General features: G+C 69.5%; 13 protein-coding genes. 8 read left to right on the top strand and 5 right to left on the bottom strand.

Translation table 11 applies throughout. The features are described 5' to 3' along the window. The first annotated feature begins 132 nt into the window (after positions 1 to 132). Positions 133 to 579, top strand: coding sequence for an RDD family protein (locus SOM11_RS02845; RefSeq protein ID WP_192060254.1), 447 nt, complete (start codon positions 133 to 135; stop codon positions 577 to 579). A 75-nt stretch (positions 580 to 654) separates the two neighbouring features. Here the strand turns inward: SOM11_RS02845 and SOM11_RS02850 are convergent, their stop codons facing one another. Continuing rightward, complete coding sequence (locus tag SOM11_RS02850) at positions 655 to 1,374, bottom strand: DUF4191 domain-containing protein (protein WP_192060255.1); 720 nt, start codon at positions 1,372 to 1,374, stop codon at positions 655 to 657. A gap of 121 nt (positions 1,375 to 1,495) precedes the next feature. On the opposite strand from SOM11_RS02850, the gene SOM11_RS02855 reads away from it, so the two are divergent. Continuing rightward, entirely contained in the window at positions 1,496 to 2,833 is a 1,338-nt protein-coding gene (locus SOM11_RS02855) for a hypothetical protein (RefSeq protein ID WP_320477148.1), read from the top strand. Positions 2,834 to 2,844: 11 nt separating this feature from the next. On the opposite strand, the gene sucB is transcribed toward SOM11_RS02855, so the two are convergent. The 3 genes from sucB to SOM11_RS02870 all read right to left on the bottom strand — a co-directional run bounded on the left by sucB (position 2,845) and on the right by SOM11_RS02870 (position 7,407). After that, the gene (gene sucB / locus SOM11_RS02860; protein ID WP_192060257.1) at positions 2,845 to 4,338 is read right to left on the bottom strand and encodes a 2-oxoglutarate dehydrogenase, E2 component, dihydrolipoamide succinyltransferase; all 1,494 of its coding nucleotides are present in this window, start codon (positions 4,336 to 4,338) and stop codon (positions 2,845 to 2,847) included. Between the two features lie 56 nt (positions 4,339 to 4,394). Beyond that, positions 4,395 to 5,768 carry a dihydrolipoyl dehydrogenase gene (gene lpdA / locus SOM11_RS02865; RefSeq protein ID WP_320477149.1) on the bottom strand — a complete coding sequence of 458 codons (1,374 nt, stop codon included), beginning with the start codon at positions 5,766 to 5,768 and terminating at the stop codon, positions 4,395 to 4,397. A gap of 160 nt (positions 5,769 to 5,928) precedes the next feature. Then, the gene (locus tag SOM11_RS02870) at positions 5,929 to 7,407 is read right to left on the bottom strand and encodes a leucyl aminopeptidase (RefSeq protein ID WP_192060259.1); all 1,479 of its coding nucleotides are present in this window, start codon (positions 7,405 to 7,407) and stop codon (positions 5,929 to 5,931) included. 85 nt (positions 7,408 to 7,492) lie between these two features. On the opposite strand from SOM11_RS02870, the gene SOM11_RS02875 reads away from it, so the two are divergent. From SOM11_RS02875 to SOM11_RS02895, 5 genes are all read left to right on the top strand, one after another. Beyond that, complete coding sequence (locus SOM11_RS02875) at positions 7,493 to 8,410, top strand: proteasome assembly chaperone family protein (protein ID WP_192060260.1); 918 nt, start codon at positions 7,493 to 7,495, stop codon at positions 8,408 to 8,410. Between the two features lie 84 nt (positions 8,411 to 8,494). Beyond that, on the top strand, positions 8,495 to 9,835 hold the full coding sequence (locus tag SOM11_RS02880; protein ID WP_320477150.1) for an MFS transporter: 1,341 nt from the start codon (positions 8,495 to 8,497) through the stop codon (positions 9,833 to 9,835). Between the two features lie 248 nt (positions 9,836 to 10,083). Then, entirely contained in the window at positions 10,084 to 11,298 is a 1,215-nt protein-coding gene (locus SOM11_RS02885; RefSeq protein ID WP_192060262.1) for an RNA polymerase sigma factor, read from the top strand. A gap of 4 nt (positions 11,299 to 11,302) precedes the next feature. Then, complete coding sequence (locus tag SOM11_RS02890; protein ID WP_320477151.1) at positions 11,303 to 12,562, top strand: MurT ligase domain-containing protein; 1,260 nt, start codon at positions 11,303 to 11,305, stop codon at positions 12,560 to 12,562. Continuing rightward, positions 12,559 to 13,314, top strand: coding sequence for a hypothetical protein (locus SOM11_RS02895; RefSeq protein ID WP_320477152.1), 756 nt, complete (start codon positions 12,559 to 12,561; stop codon positions 13,312 to 13,314). Before SOM11_RS02890 ends, SOM11_RS02895 begins: the two co-directional genes overlap by 4 nt. 78 nt (positions 13,315 to 13,392) lie before the next feature. Here the strand turns inward: SOM11_RS02895 and SOM11_RS02900 are convergent, their stop codons facing one another. Then, a complete protein-coding gene (locus SOM11_RS02900) occupies positions 13,393 to 13,620 on the bottom strand; it encodes a DUF7455 domain-containing protein (RefSeq protein WP_192060265.1) in 228 nt (75 codons plus the stop codon). Between the two features lie 223 nt (positions 13,621 to 13,843). Between SOM11_RS02900 and SOM11_RS02905 the strand changes: the two genes are divergently transcribed. After that, entirely contained in the window at positions 13,844 to 15,940 is a 2,097-nt protein-coding gene (locus tag SOM11_RS02905; protein WP_243215735.1) for a DNA gyrase/topoisomerase IV subunit B, read from the top strand. Positions 15,941 to 16,033 lie beyond the last annotated feature (93 nt).

Raw genomic sequence — 16,033 nt, forward strand, 5'->3', positions numbered from 1 at the left:
CTCCAATGGGCTTGACTGGAACGGATCGGCCACGGCTGCAGCCTGTACCGAGGGTATTGAGGGGCCGTTTCGCCGCAGTGTCCCTGATGTTTCCGGCATGTTACGGCTGCCCTGATCGGTAGGCTCATGGGCATGCCTCAGACCCCTCGAACACCGCCCGGCGGCCCCGACAGGGCAGGAGGCGCGGCGGGCGGACAACAGGCCTGGCCCGGTCGTCGACTCGGTCTCCCCGAGAGCGGACCGCGGTCGATCGCGAGACTCGGGCGCCGCGTCGCCGCCATCGCGATCGACTGGGCTCTCGCCTACATCGTGGCCTTCGCGTTCTTCGGGGGCGAGGGCATCGCCATCACGATCGTCTTCGTCCTCGTGCAGATCGTCTTCCTGATCACGCTCGGCGGCACGATCGGTCATCTCGCCCTGCGGATGCGGGTGGTGCCGATGGCCGGCGGGTACCTCGGCCTCTGGCGCCCTGTCGTGCGGACTCTGCTGGTCGCCCTGGTGATCCCCGCCGTGGTCTTCGACCTCGACCAGCGCGGTCTCCACGACCGGATCGCCGGCACCGTGCTCGTCCGCGTCTGACCGTCCGGTCACGACGAAGCCGCCGCCGTTCCCGAGGGGGAGCGGCGGCGGCTTCGTGATCGCAGGAGGCGCGGGTCAGCGCGGTCGACCGGCGCGGGCCTTGAACGGGTCGACGCCCTTGGGGATGGGCAGGCCGTTCTGACCGAGCGACTGCAGGCGGTTGCCCACCGCCAGGACCTCGTTGCGGTTGATGGCCTTCTTCAGCTTGTTCATCCGACCGGCCAGCTTGTGCAGCGGCACGGCGTCCGAGTCGGGGCCCACGTGGAGGACCGTGATCGGGACGTTGGGGAGGACCCGGGCGACCTTGCGGCGCTCCTCGTCGACCAGGCGCTTCGTCTGGCCGGCCGCGCCCTCGGCGATGAGCACGACTCCCGGCTTGCCGACCGCGCGGTAGACCGCGGCCTGGCTCCGGCCCTGGACGGCGACGGGCATCTCGTTGGCACGCCAGGCGCGGCGGAGGCCGCTCTTCATGACCGCGCCCACGGCGCCGGGCTGACCCTCGATCTGCGAGTAGGCCGCGCGCTCCGCACGACGACCGAGCACGAGCAGCAGCAGCAGGATGCCGAGCATGACGCCGACCACGATGTAGAGGACGAGCGCGAGGACGTTCCCCTCGGAGAGCAGGATGCCCGCGGCCACACCGAGCAGGATCGGGACGATCAGCACCGCCAGCATCAGCGGCAGCGCCGTCTTGTCGATCCGGCGGGTCATCTGGAAGACCTGCCACATCTGCTTGAAACGGCCCGGTTCCTTGGGCGGTTTCGGGGTCGTGTTCTCCGGAGACTTACGTGCCATGCTCACAGGATACGGGTTCGCCCGCCGTCACGAGTCCTCCCCGAGACCGCCGTCCGCGAACGCGTCCCCAGACGGCCGCCGGCTCCGCCGTGCCCGTGCCGGCGTGCACGACTCTCGAGTCATGTCGAGCACCCGTGTCGGGCCCTACGAGGCCGAGCCCGTCGACGGGCCTCCGCCGTTCCGGTGGTGGACCTCGACGTGGTCGTCGGGCGAGCCCGTGCTGCTCCGCGCCTCCCCCTCCTCGACCCGTGAGGCCCTCGTCGAGGCAGCGGCCCTGTGCTGCGCCGACCACCCCCATGTGGTCGAGGTGCTCGATGTCTTCCACTTCGACGGTCGACCGGTCGTGGTGACCCGGGGTGTCCCGTCGATCCGGCTCGACGCCTGGCTCGCGGGCCGCGGGGCGCTCGCGCGCGGCGAGGCCGTCACCCTCGTCGTGCCCCTGGCCTCCGCACTCGGGCACCTGGCCGCTAGGGGCGTGGTCCCCGCGGTGCTGCCGCCTCACTGCATCGGGATCGACGATCGCGGTGCACCGGTCATCATCGGTCTGAGCTCCGGCGACGTCGCGGTCTCGACCGCGCCGCCGGATGCCCTCTCCGGCACGCTCTCGACCGCGGCTCTCGCCGGACACCCCGGGGTGGCCGATCTCTGGTCGCTGGTCGTCGACCGCCTCGACGATGAGTCGTGCCGGGGCGTGCCGCCGACCACTCCCGACGAGCTGCTCGAGTGGGCTCATGACCTCGGCGAGCCCCGGCCGTTGCCGACGGTGTTCCTCACCCCATCGGTCGGTGCGGTGGGGGAGCAGTCGACGGCGACCCTGCGGGCGGCGCCCCGCGAGACACCTGCCTGGCTGGCCGTGCTGCCCGAGAGCGCCCTGATCGACCGGGCCCTCGCGTGGTGGCACGATCGACCGCGGGCTCCGCTGCGGGATCGACTCCGAGTCGTCCGCCCACGCTTCTGGGTCGTGGCCGGCGTGCTCGTCCTGTCTCTCGTGGGGGCGTCCCTCCTCTCTTCGAGGGAGGATGCCACGACGGACGCCGACGGGCTTCCCCGCCCGTCGACGTCCCCGCTGCGGGCGGATGCGTCGGGAGGGCCGCCGCCGGGCATGTCGCCGACCGTCACCCCCTCCGCCGAGGAGGCCGTGCTGCGAGGGGACGACGCAGCAGCCGCGACGGCCGTCCTGCTGGAGGCGCGGGTCGAGTGCCTGAGAGACCCCACCCCCTCCTGCATCGCCGCGGTCGACCACCACGGGTCACCCCTCGCCCGGTCGGATTCGGCACTGGTCGACGACCCCGCCGCCACCGCCCAGGCGCTCCTGCCGACCCGCCTGGGCCCGGAGACCCAGCGTCTCGGCGAGAGCGTGCTGTTCGAAGCTCACACCGCGGACGACGAACCGGCCTCGGTCCTCGTGGTGAGGACCGAGGCCGGTTGGCGGCTTCGCGAGATCATCGCCCGTCAGTGACGGGCTGCGGATCAGATGCCGAGCTTCGCGGTGAAGTCGCCGGCCTCGAGGCGGTCCTTGACGGCGACCAGGAATCGCGCAGCGTCGGCACCGTCGACGATGCGGTGGTCGTACGACAGGGCCAGGTACACCATCGAGCGGACGGCGATCGCCTCGCCACCGTCGGTCTTGACGACCACGGGGCGCTTGACGACGATGCCTGTACCGAGGATGGCGACCTGAGGCAGGAACACCACCGGCGTGTCGAACAGCGCGCCCCGCGAACCCGTGTTCGTCACGGTGAAGGTGCCACCGGCCAGCTCGTCGGGCTTCAGCTTGTTGTCGCGGGTCCGCTGCGCGAGATCGGCGATCTGGGCGGCGATGCCGGCCAGGTCGAGATCGGCGGCGTTCTTGATGACCGGAGTCAGGAGACCCCGTTCGGTGTCGACCGCCATGCTGATGTTCTCGTGGTCGGGGTAGACGATCGAGTCACCGTCCACCGTCGCGTTGAGCTTCGGGTGAGCCTGGAGGGCCTCCGCCGCCGCGAGGGTGAAGAACGGCAGGAAGGACAGCTTGTTGCCGGTCTTCTCCAGGAAGGCGGCCTTGTTCGCGTCGCGGAACGACGCCACCTTGGTGACGTCGACCTCGACGACGCTGGTCAGCTGGGCCATGGCCTGCATCGACTGCACGGCGCGCTCGGCGACGACCTTGCGGAGTCGCGTCATCGGGACGGTCGTTCCACGGAGGGGCGAGATCTCGAGGGGCGCCGGCGCTGCGCTCGTCGACGCCGTGCTCGACTCGGCGGTCTTCGCGGACGCGGCCTCAGCGGCTGAGAGGACGTCCTCCTTGCGGATGCGCCCGCCGACACCGCTGCCCGAGAGGGACGACAGGTCGACGCCCTTCTCGTTCGCGAGCTTGCGGACCAGAGGCGTGACGTAGCCCGCGGTCGAACCGGAGTCCGACGACGGGGCGGCGGCGGGTGCCGCGGCAGCGGGAGCAGCAGCGGCCGGCGCGGCTGCGGCCGGCGCGGCGGGAGCCGACGGCGCTGCGGCGGGGACGGCCGGAGCGGCCTGCGGTGCCGCAGCCTGAGGAGCCGCCGGGGCCGGGTCGACGGCGGGAGCGGGCTCGGGGGCCGAAGCCTCGGCCTCCTCGCCGGGTGCCGGAGCAGCGGACGAGGGCAGCTCGGCGTCCCCGGCGTCGTCGCCATCTTCGGCGGCGGCTTCTGGCTCGTCGGACTGCTCGGCGTCGTCGCTCGACTCGCCGGCGTCCTCGGCCGGTGCGTCGGACGAGCCGTCGCCGATGCGGACGAGTGCCGTGCCGACCTCGACGGTCTCGTCTTCCGGCACGAGGATCTCTTCGATCACACCGGCCACGGGCGACGGGATCTCGGTGTCGACCTTGTCGGTCGAGACCTCGAGCAGCGGCTCGTCGACCTCGACGCGGTCACCGACATTCTTGAGCCAGCGGGTGACCGTGCCCTCGGTGACGCTCTCACCGAGTGCCGGGAGGTTGACGGATTCGCTCATCTGTGGAACTCCTTTGACGACATTGCGTGTCTTTGTGTGTGTAAGTGCGGTGGGTGCTACATCGCGTGAAGCGGCTTGCCGGCCAGAGCCAGCATCGCCTCACCGAGAGCTTCGTTCTGCGTCGGGTGCGCGTGGATCAGGGGCGCGACGTCCTCGGGGTGGGCCTCCCAGTTGACGGCCAGCTGAGCCTCGCCGATCAGCTCGCCCACGCGGGCGCCGATCATGTGGACGCCGACCACGGGCCCGTCGACGACGCGGACGACCTTGACCGAACCCGCAGTGCCGATGATGTGGCTCTTGCCGTTGCCGGCGAGGTTGTAGTCGTAGCTGGTGATCTTGTCGGAGCCGTGCTTCTCCGAGGCCTTCGCCTCGGTGAGACCGACTGAGGCGACCTCGGGGTCGGAGTACGTGACCTTGGGGATGTTGACGTCCTCGATCACGACGGGCTTCAGGCCCGCGATCTCCTCGGCGACGAAGATGCCGTGCTGGAAGCTCCGGTGCGCGAGCTGGAGTCCGGGGACGATGTCGCCCACGGCGTAGACGCCGGGCACCGAGGTGGCGAGGCGCTCGTTCGTGATGACGAAGCCGCGGTCGACCGTCACTCCGGCCTCCTCGAAGCCGAGACCGGCCGTCGAGGGGCCGCGACCCACCGCGACCAGAAGGAGGTCGGCGTCGAACGTCTTGCCGTCCTCCAGCGTCACGACGACGCCATCGTCGTTCTGGGTGACTCCCTGGAATCGCACACCGAGCGAGAATTCGATGCCGCGTTTGCGGAACGCGCGCTCGAACTGCTTGCTGATCGATTCCTCCTCGTTGGGGACGAGGTGGGGGAGCGCCTCGATGATGGTCACCTCGGCGCCGAAGGACTTCCAGACGCTGGCGAACTCGACGCCGATCACGCCGCCGCCCAGGATGGCGACCTTGTTCGGGACGTGGTCGAGGGCGAGAGCCTGCTCGCTCGTGATGACCTTCCCTCCGATGTCGAGCCCGGGGAGGCTGCGCGAGTACGAACCGGTGGCGAGGACGATGTTCTTCGCCTTCAGGGTCGTGTCGCCGACCTGGACGGTCGACGGCGACGTGAGTCGACCCTCGCCCTCGACGGTCGTGATCTTGCGCGCCTTCAGCAGACCCTGGAGACCCTTGTACTTGCTGGCGACGACACCCTCGCGGTAGGTCGTCACGGCCGGGATGTCGATCCCGTGGAAGTCGGTGTGCACGCCGTACTTGGCCGACTCGCGCGAGACGTCGGCCACCTCGGCCGAGTGCAGGAGCGCCTTGGTGGGGATGCATCCCCGGTGGAGGCAGGTCCCGCCGACCTTGTCCTTCTCGACCAGCGCGACGCTCAGCCCCAGCTCGGTCGCCCGCAGCGCCGCGGCGTATCCGCCGCTCCCGCCACCGAGCACCACCAGGTCAAAATTCTGTTCCGACACCCAGCAACTCCCTCGTGCGTTCGGAGGTACCCCGCGCCGGGTGGGGAGGCGCCGTCGTGGTGACGACGACACGTCGCCCGCTTCGCCTCCGACGTGTCGTGGAGGCGGACCGGCGTTCAGGGACCGTTCTCGACGGGATTCTCCCGCCTCGTCGACCCTACTACGCGGCCGAAAAGTCGGAGGCCAGCTCTAGCAGGGTTCTCACGGAAACGCCGGTAGAGCCCTTGCCGGTGTAGCCGTAGCCGCCGGCCTTGTTGTTCGACGGGCCGGCGATGTCGAGGTGGACCCACGGGAGTGCGGTGTCGGCGCCGTCCTTCTTCCCCACGAACTCGTTCAGGAACACCCCGGCGAGCAGCATCCCCGCGGCGGTGTTGCCGGGGGTCGCATTCACGAGGTCCGCCACGTCGGACGCCAGGCGCGCCTTGAGCTCGCCGGGCAGGGGCATGCGCCAGAACGTCTCGCCGATCGAGTCGGCCAGCTCGACCACGCGGGAGGCCAGCGCGTCGTTGCCCATGACTCCGACGGTGCGCATCCCGAGTGCGACCACCTGGGCGCCGGTCAGGGTCGCCACGTCGACGATCGCGTCCGGCTGCTCCTCGCTGGCCGCGACGAGACCGTCGGCCATGACCAGGCGGCCCTCCGCGTCGGTGTTCGTCACCTCGACGGTGGTGCCGCCCTTGATGGTCAGGACGTCGTCGGGCCGGATCGCCGTGCCGCTCGGCATGTTCTCGGCGACGCACAGCCAGGCGGTCAGACGCACGGGCAGCGCCAGCTCGGCGGCCGCGACGGTGACGGCGAGCACGGTGGCCGCACCCGTCATGTCGTCCTTCATGCCGAGCATCGAGGCTGCGGGCTTCAGCGAGAGCCCGCCGGTGTCGTACGTGATGCCCTTGCCGACCAGGGCCAGGTGCTTCGTCGCCCCCTCGGGGCGGTATTCGACCTTGACCAGGCGCGGGCCCCGGCTCGAGCCCTGGCCGACGCCGAGGATGCCTCCGAAGCCGCCCGCCAGCAGTTCGTCCTCGGCGAGCACGGTGACCTCGAGGGCGGTGCCCTCGGCCAGCGAGACGGCCTTGTCGGCGAGCGCCTGGGGGAACATCTGCTGCGGGGGAGTGTTCGAGAGGTCACGGACCGTGTGCACGGCGGTCGCGACGATGCGGGCCCGCTCGGCGGTCGCCGGATCGACCGGCACGTCGGTGGCGAGCACGATGTCGTGTGCGTGTCGACGGGAGTCCGACGCGGTCGTGGAGCGGAACGCGTCGAATTCGTACGAGGCGATGGCGGCTCCCTCCAGCGCGGCCAGCGCCTCCTGGGTGCCGGTCACGGGGAGGGCGATCACGACGCGGTCGACGCCCGTCAGCTGACGGACGGCCGATCCGGCCGCGTAGCGCAGCGATTCGGCGTCGACGGTGTCGCCGAGTCCGATCAGTGCGATTCCGGAGGCGCGCACGGCCGTGCCGGGCAGCCGGACCAGCTCGTCGCGCGCCCCGGTCACGCCGACGGCGGAGAGGACGTCAGCCAGGCCCTCGACCGGAGTGGTGAGCTCCGGGCCCGACGAGGTCTTGCGGACGCCGACGACGAGGACGTCCCCCTCGATCTCGGCGGGGGTGGTCGTGCTGGTGGTCAGAGTCGAAACGGTCATGCCTCGATGGTAGCCACGGCTCTGTTCGCTCTCGGCACGTGGCGACGGCCTGCGGAGCACCTCGCCGGTATCTAGGCTTGTCGACATGCACGACCCCGCCGGACTCTACGACCTCTCGATCGACGCCCCGAACGTCCCCGACGGGCTGCCCCTCGTCGCGGGCCTGACCGGTTTCGCCGACGCCGGCTCGGCGGTGAGTCAACTCGCCGAGTACATGATCGACACTCTCGACAGCACGCTGGTCGCTTCGTTCGACACCGACGAGCTCCTCGACTACCGGGCGCGTCGTCCGGTCTTCACCTTCGACCAGGACCACGTGAGCGAGGTCTCGGTCGCCCGTCTGTCCCTGCACCTGATGAGCGACGACATCGGTCAGCCGTTCCTCCTCCTGTCGGGCTTCGAGCCCGACTTCCAGTGGAACCGCTTCACGGCGGCCGTCGTCCAGCTCGTGGAGCGCTACCGGGTCTCGACGACGACCTGGGTCCACTCCATCCCGATGCCCGTGCCTCACACCAGGCCGATCGGCGTCACGGTCAGCGGCAACCGCGCGGACCTCATCGAGTCGCTCTCGGTGTGGAAGCCCGTCACGCAGGCGCCGGCAAACGCCCTCCACCTCATCGAGCACCGTCTCGGCCAGGACGGTCACCCCACGGCCGGGTTCGTCCTCCTCGTGCCGCACTACCTCGCCGACACGGAGTTCCCCGACGCGGCGGTCGCCGCGCTGTCGAGCATCAGCGCGGCCACCGGGCTCATCTTCCCCACCGACCGTCTCCGCGAGGAGGGGCGCGAGTTCCTCGTCAAGGTGGAGGAGCAGGTGCACGGCAACACCGAGCTGTCGAGACTCGTCGCGACCCTCGAAGAGCGCCACGACACGTACATGGAGGGCAACCCCCTGCCGTCGCCGCTCACCGACCAGGACGGCAAGGTGCCGACGGCCGACGCGCTGGCGGCCGAGCTCGAGAAGTTCCTGGCGCGCCGGACCGACGGCGACACGTCCGCCTGACCCGCGCCTCCTCGGCCGTCGTCCCGTCCACGGGCACGCGTGGTCGGCGGCGTATGCGCTCGTTCGCTCGGGTAGATTCGTCGGGTGAACTCGAAGCGCGCCTGGCTCGTCTGGGGCGCGGCCGTCTTCGCCTACATCGTCGCGGTGATGCAGCGATCGTCCCTCGGGGTGTCGGGCGTCGAGGCCCGCCAGCTCTTCGACGTCTCCGCATGGACCCTCTCGACCCTGGCCGTCGTCCAGCTGGTGGTCTACGCCGGTCTGCAGATCCCGGTGGGCGTCATGCTCGATCGGGTCGGACCGAAGGCGCTGATCGTCACCGGAGGGGTGCTGCTCGGCGTCGGACAGCTCGTGGTCGCCGTCTCACCCCCGACGATCGGCTTCGCGATCGTCGGCCGCATGCTCGTGGGCGCGGGCGACGCGATGACCTTCATCTCGGTGATGCGGTTGCTGCCGTCGTGGTTCCGGGGGCCGATCCTGCCGCAGGTGTCGCAGTGGACGGGGAACATCGGTCAGTTCGGTCAGATCCTCTCGGCCGTGCCGCTGTCGATCGTGCTGCACGGCGTGGGATGGTCGCCGGCCTTCATCAGCGCCGCGGCGCTCTCCGTCATCGCGGTCGCCGTCGTGGTCATGCTCGTGTCCGAGGCGCCCGAGGGCGTGATCCCGCGCTCTACGACCACGACCTGGCGATCCGCCGGGCGTCAGCTGGTCGAGAGCGCCCGCCGCCCGGGGACCCGTCTCGGATTCTGGTCGCACTTCGTCACGCAGTCCTCCGGTACGGTCTTCAGCCTGCTCTGGGGCGTGCCGTTCCTGGTCGGGGGCCTGGGGCTGAGCTCGGGCGAGGCGTCCGGTCTGCTCGCCGTCCTCGTCGCCTCGGGTGTCGTCGCCGGCCCCATCCTCGGCCTGCTCGTCGCCCGGTTCCCCCTCCGGCGCTCGAACCTCGTGCTCGGCATCGTGTTCGCCATGGCCGCCGTCTGGACCCTCGTGCTGGCCTGGCCCGGGACCCCGCCTCCCTGGCTCGCCGTCGTGCTCGTCGTCGTCCTGGGCGTGGGCGGACCGGGGTCGATCATCGGCTTCGACTTCGCACGGACCTTCAACCCCCTGCGCAGTCTCGGCGTCGCCAACGGCATCGTCAACGTCGGAGGTTTCCTGGCGAGCTTCGTCATGATGTTCCTCATCGGGGTGGTGCTCGATCAGCTCGACTCCGCCCGCGTCGCCTCCGGGGCCCCGAGCGACATCTTCGCGTTCGAGTCGTTCCGGATCGCGTTCCTCGTCCAGTACCTCGTCGTCGGGACGGGCGTCGCCTGCCTCGTCGTCGAGCGACGTCGGACCCGCCGGGGCCTGCGACACGAGGAGGGCATCGAGGTCGCGCCCATCTGGGTCGCGGCTCTCCGGCGCTGGCGGATGCGGCGCGGGCCACGGGGCTGAGAGCCGCCTCCGCGGTGTCGGGCCGTGGGCGCGGGGCGTGTAATAATGGATCACGGACCCGTTCGTTTCTCGTTCACCCCGTCGTCGCTGTCGCGATCGACTTCCGGCACGAGACTTGACATGGGTCCTAGTACTGCCCGAAATCGACCGACGCCATCCGTTTGCCGGTCGAGGTCCGACGAGCACGGTCCCACCGATCACGCTGGTCGCACCCGGACCCGAGCAATAGAGATGTGAAAGGTGTTCGCATGGCTACCCGCAGCAAGGCGACCACGGCCTCAGACGAGTCCGTGACCGACGAGACGAAGGTCGCGGCCGACGTCCCCGCGAAGAAGGCGCCCGCGAAGCGCGCTCCGGCCAAGAAGGCCGCCCCCAAGGCTGCCAAGGCCGCCGACGAGGCTCCGGCCGACGACGACGCCGAGTCGCAGGAGGCCCCCGCCGAGACGGACGCCGACGCGACCGACAAGGCCCCCGAGATCCTGCCCAAGGGCGCACTCGTCATCTCTCAAGACGACGACGACGAGATGCCGGTCTACTCGACGACCATCACGGGCGCCACGGCCGACCCGGTCAAGGACTACCTGAAGCAGATCGGCAAGGTCGCCCTTCTGAACGCCGCCGAAGAGGTGGAGCTGGCGATGCGGATCGAAGCCGGTCTGTTCGCCGAAGACAAGCTGGCGGCCAGCTCCGGTTTGAGCAAAGAGCTCGAGCGCGAACTCCGCTGGGTCGCGCGCGACGGACAGCGTGCGAAGAGCCACCTGCTCGGTGCCAACCTCCGCCTCGTGGTCAGCCTCGCCAAGCGCTACACGGGCCGTGGGATGCAGTTCCTCGACCTGATCCAAGAGGGCAACCTCGGTCTGATCCGCGCCGTCGAGAAGTTCGACTACACCAAGGGATTCAAGTTCTCGACCTACGCCACCTGGTGGATCCGTCAGGCCATCACCCGGGCCATGGCCGACCAGGCCCGCACCATCCGCATCCCCGTGCACATGGTCGAGGTCATCAACAAGCTCGCCCGCGTGCAGCGTCAGATGCTGCAGGATCTCGGTCGCGAGCCCACGCCCGAAGAGCTCTCGCGCGAGCTCGACATGACCCCCGAGAAGGTCGTCGAGGTCCAGAAGTACGGGCGCGAGCCGATCTCGCTGCACACTCCTCTCGGTGAAGACGGCGACAGCGAGTTCGGCGACCTCATCGAAGACACGGAGGCTGTCGTCCCGGCCGACGCCGTGGGCTTCACCATGCTGCAGAAGCAGCTCGAGTCGCTGCTCGACAGCCTCTCCGAGCGTGAGGCGGGCGTCATCCGGATGCGCTTCGGCCTGGGTGACGGCATGCCCAAGACGCTCGATCAGATCGGCGACACCTTCGGCGTGACGCGCGAGCGCATCCGCCAGATCGAGTCCAAGACGATGGCCAAGCTGCGCCACCCGTCCCGATCGCAGTCGCTCCGCGACTACCTCGAGTAGAGACATGAAGTACGTCGTCCCCGTCCTGGCGGGCCGGATCGTCCGCGCCCTCGCGCGCCTCCGAGGCGGGGGATCCGCCTATCCGGGGCGCACGGTCCTCGCCCTCGCCCCCGACTTCCTCACCCATGTCTCGTCGCAGTTCGAGCGCGGGGTCGTCTTCGTCCTCGGTTCGAACGGAAAATCGACGACGACGATGATGCTGACCGAGACGCTGCGGGCTCACGGTCTCACGGTGTTCACGAACCCCACCGGCGCCAACCTGCCGCAGGGGATCGCGTCGGCGTTCCTCCGTGAGGTCACGCCGTTCGGCGACGTGAAGCACGACATCGGCGTGATCGAGGTCGACGAGGCCTTCGCCGTCGAACTGACGAAGTCCCTGAACCCCTCGACCGTGCTCATGCTGAACGTGCAGGTCGACCAGCTGTACCGCTTCTTCGAGACGGAGCGCGTCGGCACGATGATGACCGACACAGCCGCCCTGGCGACGTCGTCGGTGATCACCAACCGCGACGACCAGCACCTCGGGCCGTACACGGCCCGTCCCGGTCAGTCGGTCTCGCGTTTCGGCGCCGCACCGGCGGTCGTCGCGGCATCGCCCAACGGGCTCCAGAACGCCAACGACTTCACCAGGCGGGCCGACGACTCGCTCGACGCGCAAGCCGAGGTCCTGACTCTCGACGGCGCGGGTGCGACCATCCGGGTCGGCGACGTCACGGTCGACGTGCAGCTGCCGGCCCGCGGTCTGCACTACGCAGTCGACGCGGCGGCAGCTCTGCAGACGGCCTCCGTCGTGCTGGGCGGGCCGGTCGACGCCGTGGCCGTCTCTCGCGCCTTCGACGGCATGAAGCCGGCCTACGGACGGGGTGAGCGCATGTCGCTCGGCACCGACGAGGCCGAGTTCATCATGTTCAAGAACGCAGCGAGTCTGCAGATGAACCTCGACGCGCTTCCGCAGGGGGTCGAGCAGGTGATGCTCGCCATCGACGAGGGCACGCCCGACATCTCGTGGATCTACGACATCGACTTCTCCCACCTCGATCACGTCGACGTGCTCGCGGGCGCCAAAGCCTGGCAGCTGGCCCTCCGGCTCGAGCACGAGGGGATCCCCGTGCACGTCATCGAGGAGGACATCTCGAAGGCCATCCGCCTCATGCGCGCTCTCCCGTCGCCCGGTGATCGCACCAAGCACTTCGTGACGAACTACGAGCAGATGATGCTCGCGCGCCGCATCCTCGGCCACCCCGATCTGGAGAAGAGCGCGTGAGCGACGACGTCCTGAGAATCGTCCACGTCTACCCCGAAGAACTCGGGGTGAGCGGTGATCGTGGCAACGTGACGACCCTGGTCGAACGTGCACGACGCGCCGGGATCGACTCGGAGGTCACCGAGTACCGCATCGGGGACGACGTCCCCTCGGTGGCCGACGTGGTCGTGCTGGGCCACGGTCCGCTCTCGGGCGTCCGCTCAGTCAGCGTCGACGCCGTCCGACTCCGCGACGCCTTCGAGGGCTTCGCCCGGTCGGGGGTCCCGGTCGTCGCCGTCGGCGGCGGCATGGAGCTCCTCACACGAGGCGTCGTCACGGTCGAGGGCGACACCGTCGAAGGCGTCGGGTTCTTCGATGCGCTCGTCCGTCGCGGCGCACCGCGACGCACGAACTACTTCCAGGTCACCACCCAGTACGGGGGAGACGACCTCACCCTCTTCGGCTTCGAGGACCACGCCGCCCACCTCGAGCTCGGCGCGGGCTCGCGTCCGTTCGCGACCGTCGTCCACGGCGGCGGCAACGGGTCAGACGGCGCCGAGGGTGTCGTCCGGGGCACGTCGTTCGGCACGCAGCTGAAGGGCCCCCTGCTTCCCCTCAATCCCGGTCTCACGGACCGGATCCTCCGGACGGCGCTCTCGCGTCGCGGCATCTCGTACGGTCTCACCCCGGCCCACGAGAAGCTCGATCAGTACGCGGCCGCGTCGCAACGGGTGATCGCCGAGAACCTGGAACGGTCGTTCAAGGCGATGTGACCACGAAGAAGCCCGCACCCTCTCGGAGGGTGCGGGCTTCTTCGTCGAACAGGGCGCCTTGAGGCGCCGAGAGTCCGGTCAGTGCTCGGAGAGCTTGGCGCTCTCGTCGAGCCACTCGATCGCGGTCGGCTCCAGCTTGTCTTTCAGCTTCGCGCCGTGGTGGGCGCAGAAGAAGAGTTGACCGGTGGCCAGGGTCGCACGGATGTACGCCTGGGCTCCGCAGCTGTCGCAGCGGTCGGCTGCGCTCAACTGGTAGCGGGAGCCGAACTCGTCGACGGCTGTCTGGTCGGTGGCCATCTGAGTCATAGGGGTGCTCCTCCTGACGGTGGTGCTGTGGATACGTGTCCTCATCAAAACACGGCTGTGGAGTGATGGTGAGACATTCGGGGTGATTTCGCTCATCGCGTAGACGCTCGACGACGAGAGAGTGTCGGGGTCTCCGTGTCGGTGGCCCTCGTTACCATGGAACGCGACCACCGCCTCCGGAATTCCCCGCTCGTGGTCGTCCGCAACGCGTCAGGAGCACCCATTGGCCACGTCCGACTACTCGGCCCGTCATCTGTCCGTCCTCGAGGGGCTCGAGGCCGTGCGCAAGCGCCCGGGCATGTACATCGGCAGCACCGACTCCCGAGGTCTGATGCACTGCCTCTGGGAGATCATCGACAACTCGGTCGACGAGGCTCTGGGGGGTCACGGCGACTCGATCGACGTCCTGCTGCACGCCGACGACAGCGTCGAGGTCCGCGACACAGCCCGGGGCATCCCCGTCGACATCGAGCCGAAGACGGGCCTGACCGGGGTCGAGGTCGTGTTCACGAAGCTGCACGCCGGCGGCAAGTTCGGCGGGGGGTCCTACGGGTCGTCGGGCGGGCTGCACGGCGTCGGCGCGTCGGTGGTCAATGCGCTCTCCGAGCGTCTCGACGTCGAGGTCGACCGGAACGGCAAGACCTACGCCATGTCCTTCCGGCGCGGCGAGCCCGGCACCTTCGACGACTCCGGCGAGCCCACCCCCGACGCTCCGTTCACGCCGTTCGTGTCGGGCAGCGTGCTGCGCGAGGTCGGCAAGGTCAAGCGAGGCGTCACAGGCACGCGCATCAGGTACTGGGCCGACCGGCAGATCTTCACACGCGGCGCGACCTTCCAGCCCGACGACCTCACGGCGCGTGCCCGTCAGACGGCCTTCCTCATCCCGGGACTCACCCTGCGCATCCGCGACGAGCGCCCCGGCTCGCTCACCGACGGCGGGTTCCCGCTCGAGAGCACCTTCCGCTTCGACGGCGGCATCAGCGAGTACGTCGAGTTCCTCGCCCCCGACGCCCCGGTCACCGACACCTGGCGCATGACGGGCACCGGCTCGTACACCGAGACCGTGCCGGTCCTCACCGACGGCGGCGCCATGGTCGCCACCGAGCTCACGCGTGAGTGCGAGGTCGACATCGCCCTCCGCTGGGGCAGCGGCTACGAGACGGTCTTCCGGAGCTTCGTGAACATCATCTCGACACCCAAGGGCGGTTCGCATCAGGCCGGGTTCGAGGCGGGGCTGCTGAAGTTCCTCCGTCAGCAGGTCGAGCAGAACGCCCGTCGGCTGAAGGTCGGCACCGACAAGATCGACAAGGACGACGTGCTGGCAGGGCTCACGGCCGTGCTCACGGTCCGCCTCCCCGAACCGCAGTTCGAGGGTCAGACCAAGGAGATCCTCGGCACGCCGGCCGTGAGGGCCATCGTGGCCAACGTCGTCGCGCAGCAGTTCGCCGAGCGCTTCGCTTCGACGAAGCGCGACGACAAGACGCAGACGGCGCTCGTGCTCGACAAGGTCGTCGCGGAGATGAAGTCACGCATCGCGGCACGCGCCCACAAAGAGACCCAGCGGCGCAAGAACGCCCTCGAGAACTCGTCATTGCCCGCGAAACTCGTCGACTGCCGGTCGAACGACGTCGCCAACAGCGAGCTGTTCATCGTCGAGGGTGACTCCGCGCTCGGCACGGCCAAGGTCGCCCGCAACAGCGAGTTCCAGGCGCTGCTGCCGATCCGGGGCAAGATCCTGAACGTGCAGAAGGCCTCGGTCAGCGACATGCTCTCGAATCTCGAGTGCGCCTCCATCATCCAGGTGCTCGGCGCGGGGTCCGGGCGCTCCTTCGATCTCTCGTCCGCCCGGTACGGAAAGGTCATCATCATGAGCGACGCCGATGTCGACGGCGCCCACATCCGCACTCTGCTGTTGACGCTGTTCTTCCGCTATATGCGACCGATGATCGAGGCCGGGCGTGTCTTCGCGGCTGTGCCGCCCCTCCATCGCGTCGTGGTCATGCACCCCGGCAGCAAGCCGAACGAGACGATCTACACGTACTCCGAGAAGGAACTGCACGGCGTGCTCGCCGGGCTGAAGCGGACGAACAAGAAGTTCCAGGACCCGATCCAGCGGTACAAGGGCCTCGGCGAGATGGATGCCGAGCAGCTGCGGACGACGACGATGGAGCGGCAGCATCGCATGCTCCGCCGCGTCAAGGTCGACGACGCAGAGAACGCCGCCCGGGTCTTCGAGCTGCTGATGGGCAACGAGGTGGCTCCGCGCAAGGAGTTCATCATCGACGGCTCGGGTATCAGCCGCGACCGCATCGACGTCTGAGACAGGGGGCGCACGGAGGCCTCAGGCGGCTTGCCGGCCCCCTCGGCACCGCGGCGCATGATCGTCGCGTGAGGCGGGCACAGCGCGGCTCGG

Source organism: Frigoribacterium sp. CFBP9029 (assembly GCF_034045305.1).
GTDB lineage: Bacteria > Actinomycetota > Actinomycetes > Actinomycetales > Microbacteriaceae > Frigoribacterium.